The 15,429-nt window shown below is 66.2% G+C and carries 17 protein-coding genes; 5 read left to right on the top strand and 12 right to left on the bottom strand.

Features of this window, described 5'->3' with window-relative positions:
• Positions 1-40: 40 nt before the first annotated feature.
• The gene (locus AC1RP5_RS12645; RefSeq protein WP_493110990.1) at positions 41-1,210 is read right to left on the bottom strand and encodes an MFS transporter; all 1,170 of its coding nucleotides are present in this window, start codon (positions 1,208-1,210) and stop codon (positions 41-43) included.
• On the bottom strand, positions 1,207-1,884 hold the full coding sequence (locus tag AC1RP5_RS12650) for a GNAT family N-acetyltransferase (protein ID WP_493110991.1): 678 nt from the start codon (positions 1,882-1,884) through the stop codon (positions 1,207-1,209). The genes AC1RP5_RS12645 and AC1RP5_RS12650 overlap by 4 nt, the downstream gene beginning before the upstream one ends.
• Before the next feature lie 22 nt (positions 1,885-1,906).
• Between AC1RP5_RS12650 and AC1RP5_RS12655 the strand changes: the two genes are divergently transcribed.
• Positions 1,907-2,512 (top strand): bifunctional transcriptional activator/DNA repair enzyme AdaA, encoded by a 606-nt coding sequence (locus tag AC1RP5_RS12655; protein WP_493110992.1) that lies wholly within the window; start codon positions 1,907-1,909, stop codon positions 2,510-2,512.
• A 55-nt stretch (positions 2,513-2,567) separates the two neighbouring features.
• On the opposite strand, the gene AC1RP5_RS12660 is transcribed toward AC1RP5_RS12655, so the two are convergent.
• From AC1RP5_RS12660 to AC1RP5_RS12685, 6 genes are read right to left on the bottom strand one after another with little or no spacing between them, the layout of a single operon-like run.
• Positions 2,568-3,680, bottom strand: coding sequence for a branched-chain amino acid ABC transporter substrate-binding protein (locus AC1RP5_RS12660; RefSeq protein WP_493110993.1), 1,113 nt, complete (start codon positions 3,678-3,680; stop codon positions 2,568-2,570).
• 55 nt (positions 3,681-3,735) lie between these two features.
• Positions 3,736-4,098: a DUF6867 family protein gene (locus AC1RP5_RS12665; RefSeq protein WP_493110995.1), complete on the bottom strand. Its 363-nt coding sequence runs from the start codon at positions 4,096-4,098 to the stop codon at positions 3,736-3,738.
• Positions 4,095-4,823 carry an ABC transporter ATP-binding protein gene (locus tag AC1RP5_RS12670; protein WP_493110997.1) on the bottom strand — a complete coding sequence of 243 codons (729 nt, stop codon included), beginning with the start codon at positions 4,821-4,823 and terminating at the stop codon, positions 4,095-4,097. The genes AC1RP5_RS12665 and AC1RP5_RS12670 overlap by 4 nt, the downstream gene beginning before the upstream one ends.
• Complete coding sequence (locus tag AC1RP5_RS12675; RefSeq protein WP_493110999.1) at positions 4,816-5,625, bottom strand: ABC transporter ATP-binding protein; 810 nt, start codon at positions 5,623-5,625, stop codon at positions 4,816-4,818. Before AC1RP5_RS12675 ends, AC1RP5_RS12670 begins: the two co-directional genes overlap by 8 nt.
• Positions 5,622-7,043 (bottom strand): high-affinity branched-chain amino acid ABC transporter permease LivM, encoded by a 1,422-nt coding sequence (gene livM, locus AC1RP5_RS12680; RefSeq protein ID WP_493111001.1) that lies wholly within the window; start codon positions 7,041-7,043, stop codon positions 5,622-5,624. The genes AC1RP5_RS12675 and livM overlap by 4 nt, the downstream gene beginning before the upstream one ends.
• Positions 7,044-7,047: 4 nt before the next feature.
• On the bottom strand, positions 7,048-7,962 hold the full coding sequence (locus AC1RP5_RS12685) for an ABC transporter permease subunit (protein WP_493111003.1): 915 nt from the start codon (positions 7,960-7,962) through the stop codon (positions 7,048-7,050).
• Positions 7,963-8,150: 188 nt separating this feature from the next.
• On the opposite strand from AC1RP5_RS12685, the gene AC1RP5_RS12690 reads away from it, so the two are divergent.
• From AC1RP5_RS12690 to AC1RP5_RS12705, 4 genes are read left to right on the top strand one after another with little or no spacing between them, the layout of a single operon-like run.
• Positions 8,151-9,020: an NAD(P)/FAD-dependent oxidoreductase gene (locus tag AC1RP5_RS12690; RefSeq protein ID WP_493111004.1), complete on the top strand. Its 870-nt coding sequence runs from the start codon at positions 8,151-8,153 to the stop codon at positions 9,018-9,020.
• A 17-nt stretch (positions 9,021-9,037) separates the two neighbouring features.
• Complete coding sequence (locus tag AC1RP5_RS12695) at positions 9,038-9,556, top strand: UGSC family (seleno)protein (protein WP_493111006.1); 519 nt, start codon at positions 9,038-9,040, stop codon at positions 9,554-9,556.
• Entirely contained in the window at positions 9,553-10,587 is a 1,035-nt protein-coding gene (locus tag AC1RP5_RS12700; protein ID WP_493111008.1) for a hypothetical protein, read from the top strand. Before AC1RP5_RS12695 ends, AC1RP5_RS12700 begins: the two co-directional genes overlap by 4 nt.
• 13 nt (positions 10,588-10,600) lie before the next feature.
• Positions 10,601-11,572, top strand: a complete 972-nt coding sequence (locus tag AC1RP5_RS12705; protein ID WP_493111010.1) for a hypothetical protein — start codon at positions 10,601-10,603, stop codon at positions 11,570-11,572.
• Between the two features lie 66 nt (positions 11,573-11,638).
• Here AC1RP5_RS12705 and AC1RP5_RS12710 read toward each other — a convergent pair whose 3' ends face one another.
• From AC1RP5_RS12710 to AC1RP5_RS12725, 4 genes are read right to left on the bottom strand one after another with little or no spacing between them, the layout of a single operon-like run.
• On the bottom strand, positions 11,639-12,475 hold the full coding sequence (locus AC1RP5_RS12710) for an amidohydrolase family protein (RefSeq protein ID WP_493111012.1): 837 nt from the start codon (positions 12,473-12,475) through the stop codon (positions 11,639-11,641).
• 16 nt (positions 12,476-12,491) lie between these two features.
• On the bottom strand, positions 12,492-12,929 hold the full coding sequence (locus AC1RP5_RS12715; RefSeq protein WP_493111014.1) for a hypothetical protein: 438 nt from the start codon (positions 12,927-12,929) through the stop codon (positions 12,492-12,494).
• A 1-nt stretch (position 12,930) separates the two neighbouring features.
• Positions 12,931-14,349: an amidase gene (locus AC1RP5_RS12720; RefSeq protein WP_493111016.1), complete on the bottom strand. Its 1,419-nt coding sequence runs from the start codon at positions 14,347-14,349 to the stop codon at positions 12,931-12,933.
• 4 nt (positions 14,350-14,353) lie between these two features.
• Positions 14,354-15,427, bottom strand: coding sequence for a dihydrodipicolinate synthase family protein (locus tag AC1RP5_RS12725; protein WP_493111017.1), 1,074 nt, complete (start codon positions 15,425-15,427; stop codon positions 14,354-14,356).
• Positions 15,428-15,429 lie beyond the last annotated feature (2 nt).

Genomic DNA, 15,429 nt, shown 5'->3' on the forward strand with positions numbered 1-15,429 from the left:
GCAAAATCGTGGAAAGCGACCCACAAGGCCCTGAAATGGCTCAAGAAAATCGTCGCCCTGACGTGATGATCGCCGCTGCGAGGGCCTGGACAGCCGCCGCCACGAGAAATGACACAAGATAGGTGCCCGTCGAATCCCGCAACGTACCGAATATGGCCGGTGCAAAAGCAAAGACCGCCTGATTGATGGCCGTCACGAGAGCGACCACGGTCCCGACGTCGGCAGGCCGGAATTCGCGCTGGGCGATCAGCGGCGGCAGCGACACCAGATTACCAACTCCCAATCCGAACAGGACACAGCCCGCCGTCAGCAGGACACCGCCCTCACCCAGTGCCAGCAGCAGCGAGCCGACAGTCTGCATCAGCAGGCTGGCCGCCGCGGCGAGCCTGCGATCATGCTCGCCCAGAAATCGCCCCAGCAAGGTACGTCCCATGACGGCGCAAATCGTGATCAGGCTGACGGCGCCCGCCGCAAGCCCTGGCCCGAACTCAGGCTCCAGCCTTGAGATCAAATGCGAGATGAGTCCGATCTGCGCAAACAGGCCCAGGGCGAAGGCCAGCGAAATCGTCAGGAAGCGCGGCTGACGGAGAAGCGTGAGGCGCGGTAGCGGCGGCGCGGCGGGAGTCACGACCGTGGGCTGCCGCCGGAGGAATCCATAAGCCAGCGGGCACACGATCGCGATCATGGCGGCGCTCACGAAGATTGCCGCAGAGAGCAAGCCGAAGCCCTTAACCAGCGTCATCCAGAGCGGCACGAACAGGATGCCGCCGACGCTCGCGCCATTGAACGCCATGCTGAGGGCTTTGGGTCGGTCGCGTTCAAACCATGGCGACACCATCGCGTTGAGTGCTGCCGCGCTCATTGCAGCCCATCCCGCGCCGCTCAGGATCAGAGCCGGCACGAGTTGCCATGTCTGCTGGGCACTCGCCCACGCAATCGTACCCGCGGCGGCCAACAGCGTGCCGCCAAGCGTGACGCGCGCTACGCCGAAGCGGCGATAGACATCCGGCAAGCCGACGACCAGCACGGCACTTACGAGATAATGCATCGTGATCGCGGCGGAGATGGTCGAGATCGACCAGTCATGCGTCTGGTGCAATATTGGCAGATAGACGGCGGGTCCGTAGAAGCCTACGCCCCAGCCGAACACGGCCACGACGAAAGCGGTCCAGACGACACGTGCCCCGTGATGTCCGTCCGCTTCGTTCATTTGGGCCGGCGCCATAGAATCATGAGTTCGCGCCGGATTTCGAAGCCCAGGTGACGATAGAGATCGATCGCCGACTTGTTGTCCGGGCGCACGTGCAGGAACGGCACTTCGCCGTTCTCGAAGGCCAGCCGCATCAGCCGCCGCACGAGCCGGGCTGCGTACCCCTGCCCCCGGGCTTCCGGATGGACGCAGATGGCGCTCAGCTCGACATGGCCAGGCACGCGAAGCCTCTCGCCCGCCATGGCGACGAGCCGATCGTCGCTCCGAACACCGAGGTACCGGCCCAGCAGCGGCGTCCGCCGGCCGAACGGTCCGGGCTGGGCCAGCGCGACGAGGTCCAGCATGGCCGGCGAATCGTCCGGTAAAACCACGAAGGCGCCACTGTCTTCTCCATCGGGTATTCGCGTCGCCACCATCTGCAGCATGGGGAAGCGACCTGCGTCGTCCCAACTGGACGGCAACGGCTCGTCGGTCGGGCGGAACAAGCGCACCTCTGTCCCGGACGGAAGATCGGCAGCCAGGTCGGCGTAGGCCTGATCGGTCGGTTCGCGAATCGCGGAGAACGGCGCGATGTCGCGTGGATAGTGGCGTGCGGCTCCATCGCCGATCGCATGAAGTCGGTGCGGCCCTGCAAGCGCGTGCCACACAGGATTGTCGAGAAGGTTGATCGTCATACCGCGCGGCGTAACATGGGCGATGAAAGCCTACTCGCCGGAATCGGACTCCATCGTCATGCTCGACCACGATGTCTGTGAACGTGCCCGCGTCGGCCGCGACCGTCGCTACGACGGCCACTTCTTCTCCGGCGTGCGCACCACCCGCATCTACTGCCGGCCGGTCTGTCCGGTGCGGCCTGCTCAGGGGAAGAACGTCCGGTTCTATCCGACCGCCGCCGCGGCCGAGGTCGCCGGATTCCGGCCCTGCCTGCGTTGTCGTCCCGAAACCGCCCCCTTCTCGCCCGCGTGGCTGGGCTCACGCACCACGGTGCACCGCGCCCTGCGGCTGATCCGTGACGGGGCGCTCGATCGCGGAGGCGTCGAGGATCTTGCCGAACGGCTTGGTATTGGTTCGCGCCATCTCGACCGACTGTTCCAACGCCATATCGGCGCCACTCCGCTGCAGGTCGCGCGGACACTGCGGGTGCAGCGCGCCAAGCGTCTGCTCGACCGGACGAAGCTACCGATGCTGGAGGTCGCCGAGCGTGCCGGCTTCGCCAGCCTGCGTCGCTTCAATGCCGTCTTCGTCGAAGTCTACAAGCGGACACCGACGGAGATCCGGCGCCTCAGATTCAACTCCATCTGATCCAAAGAAAAAGGCCCGGCGGGTGCCGGGCCTTCTCGTCGAACGGAAGGTTCGACTACTTTTTGATCGGCGCCGACTTGCCGTCCTTCCAGACGTAGATGTCGTAGACCGCATCCTTGATGTCGCCCTTGGCGTCGAACTCGAGCACGCCGACGGCGGAGTCGTACTTGCCGGTGCGGAGCTGCTTGGCGACCACCGCGGCATCGGTCGACTTCGCCTTGTTGGCGGCATCGGCCCAGGCCTTCACGGCGGCGTAGCTGAACAGCGTGTAGCCTTCCGGATTGTACTTGGCGTCGCGGAACTTCTTCACGAGCGCGGCATTCTTCGGGTCGTCCTCGGCCTTCGGCGGGAACGACATCATCACGCCGTTGGTCGCCGCGCCGCCCAGCTGGGCGAACTCGGCGGTCTCGAGGGCGTCGAAGCCCATCATGTTGGCTGCGAGGCCCTGCTCACGCGCCTGCTTGATGATCAGCGCGCCCGCGGTGTGATAGCCGCCCAGCACGATGATATCGATCTTCGCCTGCTTCATCTTGTTGATCAGCGCGGCGAAGTCCTTGTCGGTGTCGTTGTAGGCCTCGTACATGGCCTCGCGCAGGCCGCCCTTGTTCAGGGCCTTCTTGGTCTCGTCGGCCACGCCCTTACCGTACGGCGACTTGTCGTGAAGGATCGCGACCTTGGCGGTCTTGTTGTTCTTCAGGATGTAGTTGCCGACCGTCGTGCCCTGCACGTCGTCACGGCCGCAAGTGCGGAACACCGTGGTGTTGCCCTTAGAGGCAGCATCGTCCGTCAGCTTCGGATTGGTCGAGGCCGGCGTGATCTGCAGGATCTTGCCTTCCTTGTAGATGTCCGAAGCCGGGATCGACGAGCCCGAGCAGAAATGCCCGGCCACGAACACGACCTTGTCCGACACCATCTTGTTGGCGACCGCGGTCGCCTGCTTGGGGTCGCAGGCGTCGTCGCCGATCACCAGTTGCAGCTTCTGGCCGTTGACGCCGCCGGCGGCGTTGATGTCCTCGACCGCCATCTCGGCGCCGCGCCGCAGCTGTTCACCGAACGCCGCGTTCGAGCCGGTCATCGGACCAGCCGAGCCGATCTTGATCTGGGCGAACGCGGGCGTCGCCATCAAGGCAACGGCTGCGACGGCCAGCGTGCCGTACATCTTCTTCATCCGGGTCTCCCTTGTTGATTGAGCCTCCCCGCAAGCGCGGAGCATGGCGGTTACCTTAGTGCCGCTCGTCCCAGCCCAGCAAGCCTTTGCGCCGGTAGAGCCAGGGATATTGGCGCACCATCTGGCGCGCCCGCGTCAACCTGTAGGCGAAGGCCGCAATCGCCAGCTGCACCGCCCAGCCAAGCCCGAAGCCCGCCGCCGACACCAATTCGCCGCCGGCCAACGCGTAGTCCAGGAACCGCAGCGTCGCCGACAAGAGCGCCGTGTAGAACACGATCTGTGGCCACGGCCGCCAGGTGAGCGCCACGGCGTGCCCGGCCGCGAACGAGGCCGGGCCGATCACCACGAGGTTGAACAGCAGCACGTTGAACAGCGTGTCGCCGAACCAGTCGAACATGAAGGTGTCGAGCGGGCTCACGCGTGGCCGCCTTCGAGATAGGCCGCGCGGACTTCCTGATTGGCCAGAAGCTCCTTGCCGCTGCCGCTGAGGCGGACGCGCCCGTTGGCCAGCACGTAGCCGCGATCGGCGAGGCGCAGCGCGTGGAAGGCGTTCTGTTCGACGAGGAAGATAGTGACGCCCTCTTCCCTTGCGATGCGGCCGATCGAATCGAAGATCTGACGCACGATCAGCGGTGCCAGCCCCAGGGACGGCTCGTCGAGCAGGAGGATGCGCGGCCGGCTCATCAGCGCGCGGCCGATCGCCAGCATCTGCTGCTCGCCGCCCGACAGGGTGCCACCGCGCTGGTCGCGCCGCTCGGCCAGCCGCGGGAACATCGCAAAAACGCGGTCGAGGTCGCTCTTGAAGTTGGCCGGGTCGGCCAGGATCGCGCCCATCTGCAGGTTCTCGTAGACGCTCATGCGCGCGAAGATGCGCCGCCCCTCCGGCACCTGCGCCACGCCGCGCCGCACGATCTGGAAGGTCGGCAGCGCCGTGATGTCCTCGCCGTCGAGCAGGATCTTGCCGCTGCGCGCGCGGGGATTGCCGCAGATGGTCATCAGCAGGGTCGACTTGCCAGCACCGTTGGCGCCAATCAGCGTCACGATCTCGCCGCGCGCCACTTCGAGGTCGACGCCGTGTAGCGCCTGGATGGCGCCGTAGAAGGTCTCGATGCCCTTCACCGAGAGGATCGACGGTTCAGCCATCGATCGCCTCCTCGTCGGTGCCGAGATAGGCGCGGATCACCGCCGGATCGTTGCGCACGGCCTGAGGATCACCCTCGGCGATCTTGCGGCCATAGTCGAGCACGACGATGTGGTCGGAGATGTTCATCACGACGCTCATGTCGTGCTCGATCAGCAGCACGCCGATGCCGTCGCGGTCGCGGATCGAGACCAGGAGCTGATTGAGTTCCGCCGATTCGCGCGGGTTGAGGCCAGCGGCCGGCTCGTCGAGGCAGAGCAGCACCGGCTCGGTGCACATGGCGCGGGCGATCTCGAGTCGCCGCTGCGCGCCATAGGGCAGTTCGCCGGCCGGCCGGTCGGCATCCGCCACGAGGCCGATACGCTCCAGCCACAGCCGCGCCAATTCGACCGCCGCCGCCTCGGCGCGCTGGAAGCTCGCGACGCCGAGCAGTCCCAGGATGCTCCAGCCCGACGCGCGCATCAGCTTGTTGTGCTGCGCCACCATCAGGTTCTCCAGCACGGTCATGGCGGGGAACAGGCGGATGTTCTGGAAGGTGCGTGCCACCCTGGCCTTCTGGCCGATCTCGTGGCCGCGCATGCGTTCGAGCAAGAACTGAGCCCCGGCGCTGCGCAGGGTCAGGCGTCCGATCGTCGGCTTGTAGAAGCCGGTGATGCAGTTGAAGACCGTCGTCTTGCCCGCGCCGTTGGGCCCGATGACGGCGGTGATCGCCTTCGGATGGGCGGTGAAGGACACGTCGTCGATCGCGAGCAGCCCGCCGAAGCGCATGGTGAGGTGTTCGACCTCGATCAGCGGAGCGGTCATCCTCCGCCTCCTGACCCGGCGGGATGCAATCGGATCGACGGCTCGCGATGGGAGATAAGGCCGCGCGGCTTGAACACCATGATCAGCACCATGGCCAAACCGAAGGCCAGCATGCGGTAGCTGCCGAGGTCGCGGAACCATTCGGGCAGGCCGATCAGCAGCACCGCCGCCAGCACGACGCCGATCTGGCTGCCCATGCCGCCCAGCACGACAATGGCGAGGATGATCGCCGACTCGATGAAGACGAAGCTCTCGGGACTGATGAAACGCTGCTTGGCGGCGAAGAAGGAGCCCGCGAAGCCCGCGAACATGGCGCCGATGGCGAAGGCCGTAAGCTTGGTGTTGGTCGGATTGATGCCGAGCGCCTGGCAGGCCGTCTCGTCCTCGCGCAGCGCCTCCCAGGCGCGGCCTACGGGGAGGCGCCGCATGCGCTGGGTGAAGACGTTGGTGATCAGCGCGAGGCCGAGGATGATGTAATAGAGGAAGATCAGCCGGTGATTGCCGTTGAAGGCGATGCCGAGCATCTCCGACACAGTCTGCTTGCCCTCGGGCGGCGTCTCGGCGAACACGGCGCCGAACAGGGTCGGTCCGGGGATGGATCCGATGCCGGCTGGTCCGTTGGTCAGGTCGAACCAGTTCAGCAGGACCAGGCGGATGATCTCGCCGAAGCCCAGGGTCACGATGGCGAGATAGTCGCCGCGCAGGCGCAGGACCGGGAAGCCCAGCATGATGCCGAACAGCGCCGCCATCATCCCGGCGAGCGGCAGCACCGTCCAGAAGCCCAGACCATACTGGGTGCTGAGCAGCGCATAGGCGTAGGCGCCCACTGCGTAGAAAGCGACGTAGCCGAGGTCGAGCAGGCCCGCGAGGCCGACCACGATGTTGAGGCCCCAGCCCAGCATCACGTAGGTCAGGATCAGCACGCCAAGGTCCATCGTCTTCTGGTCGGCAAACGGCATGGCCGGCAGCAGCACGGCGCCGGCCAGCAGCAGCCAGCCGAACCATTTGGAACCGGCTTTGCTGAGCGCCGTACCTGACGGTGTCTTTGCCGCCGCTCCCATCGCATCATTGGCCCACGGCCAGATGGCGCGGATGACCAGCAGCACGCCACCCAGCGCCACGAACCAGTGCAGGAAGCCCGAGGGCAACTTCATCGGCGAGGCCCCGGCCACGATCATCGCGACGCCGAGCACGATGGCGGGCCAGCGCAGGCCGTTCGCCGCCATCGAGAGACCAAGCCGGCCAACGAAGATCGCGACAACCGCCACGGCAAGGTCGACCAGGTGATAGTCGAAACCCAGCCCCTTGCCGCCGCCCATATCGACGGTCCGGAAACCCACGACGAAGATGCCGAGCGCCGCAGCGACGAAGGCGGTGAGCCCCGCATCCTTCAGCATGAGAGGGAGACGCTGACGCATGCGCTCAGACCTTCTCGATCTCCGGTTTGCCCAAAAGTCCGCTCGGCCGGAAGATCAGCACCAGCACCAGGATCGCAAAGGCCGCGACGTCCTTGTACTCGCTGGAAAAGTAGCCGGCCCAGAAGACCTCGATCAGGCCGATCAGCAACCCGCCCAGCATGGCGCCCGGCAGCGAGCCGATGCCACCCAGCACGGCCGCGGTGAAGGCCTTGATGCCGGCCAGGAAGCCGATGAAGAAATCGATGACGCCGTAGTACATCAGGAAGAGCATGCCGGCGACGGCGGCCAGCGCGGCGCCGAGCACGAAGGTGAGCGATATGGTGCGGTCGACGTTCACGCCGAGCAGTGCCGCCATCTTCATGTCCTGCTCGCAGGCGCGCTGCTGACGGCCCAGCGACGTCCGGGCGATCACCCAGGTGAACCCCGACATCAGCACGACCGTGACCAGCACGATGATGATCTGCAGCCAGGTCACGCGGACGTCGAAGCCGTCGGCGGTGAAGAGGTTGAAGCCGCCGGAAACGATCTGCCCACCCGGTTTGGGCCGCGCGCCCTGAGCGAGCTGGACGTAGTTCTGGAGCGCGATCGACACGCCGATGGCGGAGATCAGCGGGGCCAGCCGGAACGAGCCTCGCAAGGGTCTATAGGCCGTTCGTTCTATCGCCCAGCCGTAGACGGCAGAGAACGACATGGCCAATAGCAGCACGAGGACGATGGCGATGGGCGCCGAGCTGATGCCCAGGCTGCCGCAGATGATGAAGCCGATCAGCGAGATGAAGGCACCGATCATGAAGACTTCGCCATGCGCGAAGTTGATCATCCCGATGATCCCGTAGACCATCGTGTATCCGATGGCGATCAGCCCGTAGATGGCGCCCAGCGTGATTGCATTGATCAGCTGCTGCGTAAAATACGCCATGCTTTGTTTCTGTCTCCCTGCCCTTTCGACCTACGATCTTTTCGCGGGCACTGGCAAGCTCAAGATGAGCCGCCTGCAAATCGCGGACCATAAGGCCGAAACAGGCAAGCCCGGCCTCTGTGAAGCCCGGGCCGGGCGGCCGAAATGCCTCTTGCACTCCGGCGCTCAAGTGCCGATTAAATGCGCCCATGGACACCCCCTCCTACGACGTAATCGTCATCGGCGCCGGTCCTGCCGGACTGACCGCCGCCACCGACATCGCCCGCGCGGGCCTGAAGGCACTCTGCCTCGACAAGCTCGCGCCCGGCGGTGAAATCATGAACCTCGGCGAACTCCACGATTTCGACGAGATTTTCGACGGCACGCAAATGGCCTCGCGACTGACCGACGATGCCGTCGTCGCGGGCGTCGAGATCGGCTTCGGCGAAGTCTCGTCGATCTCGGGCCAGGGCCCCTTCGAAATCGAGACGACCGACGGCGAGCGGCACAGCGCCCGCTCGCTGGTCGTCGCGACCGGCATGAACAAGGGCAAGCTCGGCGTTCCGGGCGAGGAAGACTACGAGGGCCGCGGCCTTTCGCATTGCGCGAACTGCGACGGCCCGCTCTATGCCGGCCAATCCGTCATCATCGCCGGCGCCACCGGCTGGGCGCCCCACGAAGCCAAGGCGCTGGTCGGCATCGCCGGCGAAATCACCATGCTGGGCGTTCCCGACGGTGAAGTGCCCGACGGCGTCACCTCGATGCCCGGGCGCATCGTCGCCCTCGAGGGCAGCAACGGCCTCGAGACCGTGACCATCGAAAACGACGGCCAGCGAAACGCCGTTCCGACGCATGCGGTGTTTGTCTACGTCGGCCAGTCTCCCGCTGCGGAATTCCTGCCGGATTTGCTTGCGCGCGACGCCACGGGGCATATCGTTGTCGACGAAGAGGGCCGAACCGCCCTGCCGCTGGTGTTTTCCGCCGGCGACGTGCGGGCCGGCTCCAAGCAGTATCTGGCCAATGCCATCGCGGACGGCCAAACGGTCGCCAAGTCGGTGGTCGCGGCATTGAACAAGTAGCGTGGAGGAAAACAAACATGCGTATCTTCAATCCGAGCTTCGGTATGGCCGCCGCCGGCCCCGCCAAGGTGACGCTGCAGCCCGTTAACTGGGCGACCGACGCCATCGCGCTGATGTCGAATTCCAAGCCGAACGCCCGCGAGCTGCTCGAAGGCGTCCGCTCGATGCTTGGCGCGCACCGCCCGGTGGACAACATCCACTTCTACGCCAAGAACAGCGCCAGCCAGCCTGCACCGAAGGATCTGATCGCGAAGATCGCGCAGAACTACAAGGCGGCGATCCTAGCCTTAGGGGATTGAGGAAGCTGTTCATCGTGGAGTTTCCACGACAGCCTCGAACTCGAGAAGCTCGGCATCACTGCTTTCGTGGTTGCCACTGAGACTTTCAAACCGCTGGTCCTCGCCCAGGCGAAGGCCCGCAAAGTGGAACCGCGTCTGATCGTGGTGAAGCATCCTGTTGGCGGCCTGAACGCCGAAGAGCTGCGCGAGCGCATCGAAGCGGCGACCAAGGGACTGACTGAGGCGACGAGCAAATGAAGGACATCGCCGAACAGGAAGTGATCGACCTCGAGGACATGGACGTCGAGGCCTTCAACGAGTTCGCCACCGAACAGGGCTGGAGCGACGGCATGCCGCTCTACGTCCCCACCGAGGCCAAGGTGGCGAAGTTCGTCGAGACGGTCCGCGGCGACAACCGGCCCTACCCGCCGGTACCGCCGCGCCAGATCGTGCCGACGGTGCAGGCGCTGGCCGCCAACGCCGTCATGGCGGGCTGCAAGCCGGAATATTTCCCGGTCGTGACCGCCGCCCTGCGCGGCGTGCTCGAGCCCGACTACAATCTGCACGGCACGCTCGCGACGACGCATTCCTGCGCGCCGATGGTCATGGTGAGCGGCCCGATCCGGCACGAGCTCAACATCAACTGCGGCACCAACTGCTTTGGCCAGGGCCGCCAGGCCAACGCCACGATCGGCCGCGCGCTCGGGCTGATGCTGCTGAACGTCGCCGGCGCCAAGCCCGGCGAAATGGACCGCTCGACCCAGGGCAACCCCGCCAAGTTCACCTTCTGCTTCGGCGAGAACGAGGAGGAGAATCCCTGGACGCCCTATCACGTGCAGCGCGGCTTCGCGCCCACGGATTCGGTCGTGACGGTAATGTCGGGCGAAGGCCCGCATAATCTGAACGACCACGGCTCGACCACGGGCGACGGCCTGCTGACGACTTTCGCCGGCGGCATGGCCAATCCGGGCGCCAATACGATCTACGGCAAGGGCCCGATGTTCATCATCATCGGTCCGGAGCACGCCGCCACGCTCAAGCGCGACGGCTACACGCTCGACAGCATCCGCGAGGAGCTGTGGAAGCGCTCGCGCGTCCATCTCTCGCGCGTCTCGAAGGAAAACCTCGTGACGTACGAGACCACCGGCCACAAGCCGGATGGCGACTGGCTGACGATCGGCCGCGATCCGAACGACATCCACATCAGCGTGGCGGGCGGTCCGGGCAAGCACTCGGCCTTCATCCCGTCGTTCGGCGGAACCACCGTCGCCTGCACGCGCGTCGCCTGATGGGCGTCCGCCTGTGAACGAATGGTGCGGCTGGCCGGTCGTCGACGCTTCGACGACCTGGGAAAGCGCGCAGCAGATCCTGACGGAGGCCGAACTCTCGGACGGCCTCCCTCTCGTCCCTCCCACGCAAACGCGCCTCGACGCCATGATTGCCGGCGTCGCCGGTCGAGCCGAATCGTACGGCATGATGCCACCGATGTTCGGCGACATCACCCCCGAGGCCGTCGCCTACCAGTGCATGATCGCGGGTTGCGTGCCGGCAGAACTGCCGGTCGTGCTGGCGGCGGCGCAGGCCCTGCTCGAACCGGACTTCAATCTGCTCGGCATCGCCACGACCACCGGCAGCGCCGCGGTCGCGCTCTGCATCCACGGCCCGATCGCCCAGAAGCTCGGCGTCAACGCGCTGACGAACGTCATCGGCCCCGGCACGCGGGCCAATGCCTGCATCGGCCGCGCCCTGCAGCTCTGCCTGCGCAACATCGGCGGCGCACGCTCCGATACCGGCGACATGGCGACCATGGGCCAGCCGGCCAAGTTCACCCTCTGCTTTGCCGAGCGCGACGACGGTCCTTTCCCCTCGTTCACCGAGCGCCACGGTCTCGGCAAGGACGTGAGCGCGATCACGGTCATGGGGATCTCCGGCACCGCCGAGGTGCTGCCGGGCGACGGCGAAGGCGCCACGCCCGAAGCCATCCTCGACCCGATCGTTACCGGCATGCGCGCCGAGATCGTGATGTCGAGCCAGAGCCGCAAGAAGGATCGCGGCGAACAAGTCGTTCTCCTGCCGCTCGAACTGGCCGAGAAGATCGCGCGCCATGACGGCTGGGATCTCAAGCGCGTCCAGCAATACCTGTTCGACAAGGGCGGCGACGTCGCTTCGTCGCCCGAGGCGATTCATCCGATCGTGACCGGCGGCGCCGGTTACAAGATGGCCTATCTGCCGATCTGGGGTGGCGGCTCGCAGACGGTGTTGCGGAAGCTTTAGATGGACCGCGGGCCTCCAGGCCCGCTCTAGGTCATGAGCGGGTCTGGAGACCCGCGGTCCACTTGATCAGAGCTTCCAGCCCAGCCACTCGCAGAGCCCCTGGCCCATCACGCCTTCGAGGTCGCTGCCCTTCAGCCACGGCATTTCCTCGGTGAACATCGTCACGCCCTGCCGATAGGTGCAGGGCAGTCGCGACAGGTCCGTGCCCCAGAAGGTGCGCTTGGGGCCGAAGGCGTCGAACACCTTTCGGATGTACGGATGCACCGACTTGAAGGGATAGGTCTTGTCGTCGGCGTAACACGGCATGGCCGAGACCTTGGCCGCCACGTTGGGCCGCTTGGCGATCGCCAGCACGTTGCCAAGGGTCGCGAAGTTGGTGGCCTCGGTCACGCCCTTGCCGCTCTTCAGACCGAGATGGTCGAGCACCAGCCGCAGGCCGGGATAGCGCTCGGCCACCTTGTCGGCGAGATGCATGTATTCGTGGTGGAACAGCACCATCGCCGGGATGCCGTGCTTCTCCAGCTCGCCCCACACCCAGTCAAAGCGCCCGTCGAGCAGCGGCTGGCGCAGCACCTCGGTATGGAAGGTGAAGCGCACGCCCAGCATGCCGGGCTGCTTCTTCCAGTCGACGAGCTTGCCCGTCGCGCCGGGCGCCTCGGGATCGAAACGGCCCATGGTCGCAAATCGCGTGGGGTGAGCCTTCGCCGCCTTGTTAGCGAGGTCGTTGCGGTCGCCTTCCCAGGAGGGCGGCACGATGATCACGCCGTCGACGCCGGCCTTGTCCATCTCCGCCAGCAGCTCGTCCTTGCCCAGCGGGTCACGATGAGGCTCCGCACGCGCCGGCCACGGGCGCTCCGGCGTGTTGGCGCCCCAGATATGGACCTGCGCATCGACGATCTTCATTTGCCTTGTCTCCACCCTACTTCATCAGTTTTCGCGCGAGCATATAGAACAGCCACATGCCGAAGCCCCAGATCGCGTAGACGATCGGCACGACGACGACGCCCGGCAGCCGCCAGCCACCGCCCATCGGCGCGCCCTTGATCGGCAGCACGACGAGCCAGTTCACCGCCAACACCAGCGTGATCGAGAACAGGATCCAGCCCAGCGCGCCGCCGAGAGCGCCCGGCAGCCGCGTAACGATGAACGCGCCAACGATGCCCCACAGGCCGCCCCAGAAAGCCTGCGAGACGATGGTGGGCACGCCCCACGGCGGCACCGGCCGCATGCTGTAGAGATTGGACCGGCCGTAGCCCAGTTCGGCGGCGAAGTGGAAGCCGAGCTGGTGGAACACCAGCACGCTCAGCGCGCCGGCGATGAAGCCCGCGACGACCGTCCGCCAGAGATTGCCCGACATATCACTTCACCAAGGGAGGCTGCCGATCGCGCCAGGGATGCGCCTGCTCGAGCTGCGCAGCCAGTGACAACAGTGTGGTTTCGACACCGTAGCGGGCGGTGAAATGCATGCCGATCGGCAAGCCATCCTCCGTCCATTCCAGCGGCACCGACATGGCTGGCACGCCCGTGGCGTTGCAGACAGCGGTGAACGGCATCATCGGTGCAAGCCCCTCTTCGTACCGTTCGAGACTCCCGTCCATGCGCACCGTGCCGAGCGGCAGCGACGTGCGCGCGATGGTCGGTGACAGTAGCAGGTCGAACTTCTCGAAGAACGCCCCGAGCTGACGTCCGGTGCGATGGAAGGTCTGCACGGCGCGGATATAGTCGTTAGCGCTGATCTTCCCGCCCTGCTCCGCGTAGAGACGGGTCACCGGTTCGAGATCGTCCGGACCGGGCACGCGGCCGTTCGCGCGCACCTGGATGTTGGTGAAGGTGTTGGCGCACATCACCGTGCCGAACGCCTTGCCCGTCGCCACGGCGTCATAGTCGGGCGCGGCCTCCTCGACATGATGACCGAGGGCTTCCAGCCGCTTCGCCGTGCGCTCGACCGCCGCGACCAATGCAGCCTCCATCGACTCCCAGCCGACGGGCTTGCGCAGGAAGGCGATGCGCAGCCGTCCCGGCGCACGCCGTGTCGCCTCAAGGAACGAGCCTTCGCTCTCGGGCGCGCGATAGGGATCGCCCGCCTCGCCGCCGGCCAATGCGTCGAGCAGCGCTGCGCTGTCGCGTACCGAGATCGAGACGCAGAGCTGCGCCCCCGCCCCGGCCAGCGTCTCGCCGATCGGCGCCAGGCTGATGCGTCCACGCGATGGTTTCAGGCCGAACAGGCCGCACAAAGAGGCTGGAATGCGGATCGAGCCGCCACCGTCGGTCGCGTGCGCCATGGGCAAAGCGCGCGCCGCCACGACGGCCGCCGAGCCACCCGACGAGCCGCCCGGCGATAGATCGGCCCGCCACGGGTTCACCGTTGCGCCACCGAACGCCGGCTCCGTCGTCGGCGCGAGCCCGAACTCGCTGGTGTTGCTGCGGCCCACGATCACCAGCCCGGCGCGGCGCATGCGCGCCACCGCGGCACTGTCATGCGCGGCCACCGGCTGCTTCGCAAAGAAGCGCGAGCCGACAGTGGTCGGCGTGCCGGCACAGTCTGCCATGAGCTGCTTCACGACGAACGGGATGCCATGGAACGGCCCGTCACCCGCTGCGGCGACCGACTTCTCCAGTAGCTCGCCCTCGTAGAAGTCGGTGATCGCGTTCAGCCTGCCGTTGACCGCACGCAGCTTGGCGAGACTCGCGTCGAGCAGTTCACGCGCGCCAATCTTGCGGCTGCGAACCAGCTCCGCGACGGCCAACGCATCGTGCGTCGCAAACAGGTCTTCCAAAGGCTCAGTTCCGCCAGCGATCGAGGTTCGACGCCACGAAGGCGTCGTCGTGCAGCTCGGGATAGGTCGCGTAGAGCCGGTCGATGCCCTCGCTCTGGCCCGGGCTCAGCTTCTCGTGCGGATCGAGACACTCGACCGACTTGAGCAATCCCTGCCGTCGCAGGATCTCGTGGCAACCGGGAATGCATCCGGCGAAATCGTGGTCGACGTCGAACACGACGCTGTTGCAGTCCGTCACGAAGGAATCGAGCGCCAGCACTTCGGGCGAGATGGCCCCGTTCGAGACGGCGAGCTTCAGCCGCTCCAGCATCTTCACCGCACCACGCGTCCACACGCTCCAGTGGCCCAGCAGCCCGCCCTGGAAGCGCAGGGTCACCTCGCGATTACCGGTGCGCACGACCATCGGTGTGACAAGATCGGCCACGATGTGGTCGTCGTTGCCGGTGTAGAGCGTGATGCGATCCTCGGCGTGCGCGGCGGCGATACCGAAGCAGACGTCGAGTGTGCGATAGCGGTTGAACGGCGCCACCTTGATCGCCACGACATTGTCGATCGCGGCAAAGCGCGTCCAGAATTCACGCGACAGCTTGATGCCGCCCACGGCGGTCTGCAGGTAGAAGCCGATCAGCGGCATCTCCTTCGCGACCGACGAACAATGCTCGATCAGCTCGTCCTCGCTGGCGCCCTTCAGGGCCGCCAGCGACAGCAGCACCGCGTGATAGCCGAGAGCGCGCGCCGTGCGCGCCTCCTCGACGGCCTGCGCCGTCTTGCCGACGGCGCCCGCGATCATGACCAGCGGCCGGTCGGTCCAGTCGCGGGCCGTCTCGATGGCGAGTTCGAGGACGGGCCGGTAGAGGCCGACCTCGCGGATGGCGAACTGCGTGGAGTGGACGCCGACAGCCAGGCCGCCCGAACCGGCATCGAGATAGTAGCGGCTGAGTGCGCGCTGCGATTGCTTGTCGAATTGGCGCTCGGTGTCGAGCGCCAGCGGATGCGCGGGGATGACGGTACCCTGCCGCAGCAGGGACAGGACCGGCGCCGGAAGATCGCGCCAGTGAAGGGCCTTGTCGGTGCTCATGC

The sequence above is a fragment of the Reyranella sp. GW821-FHT12G01 genome, from assembly GCF_058806575.1.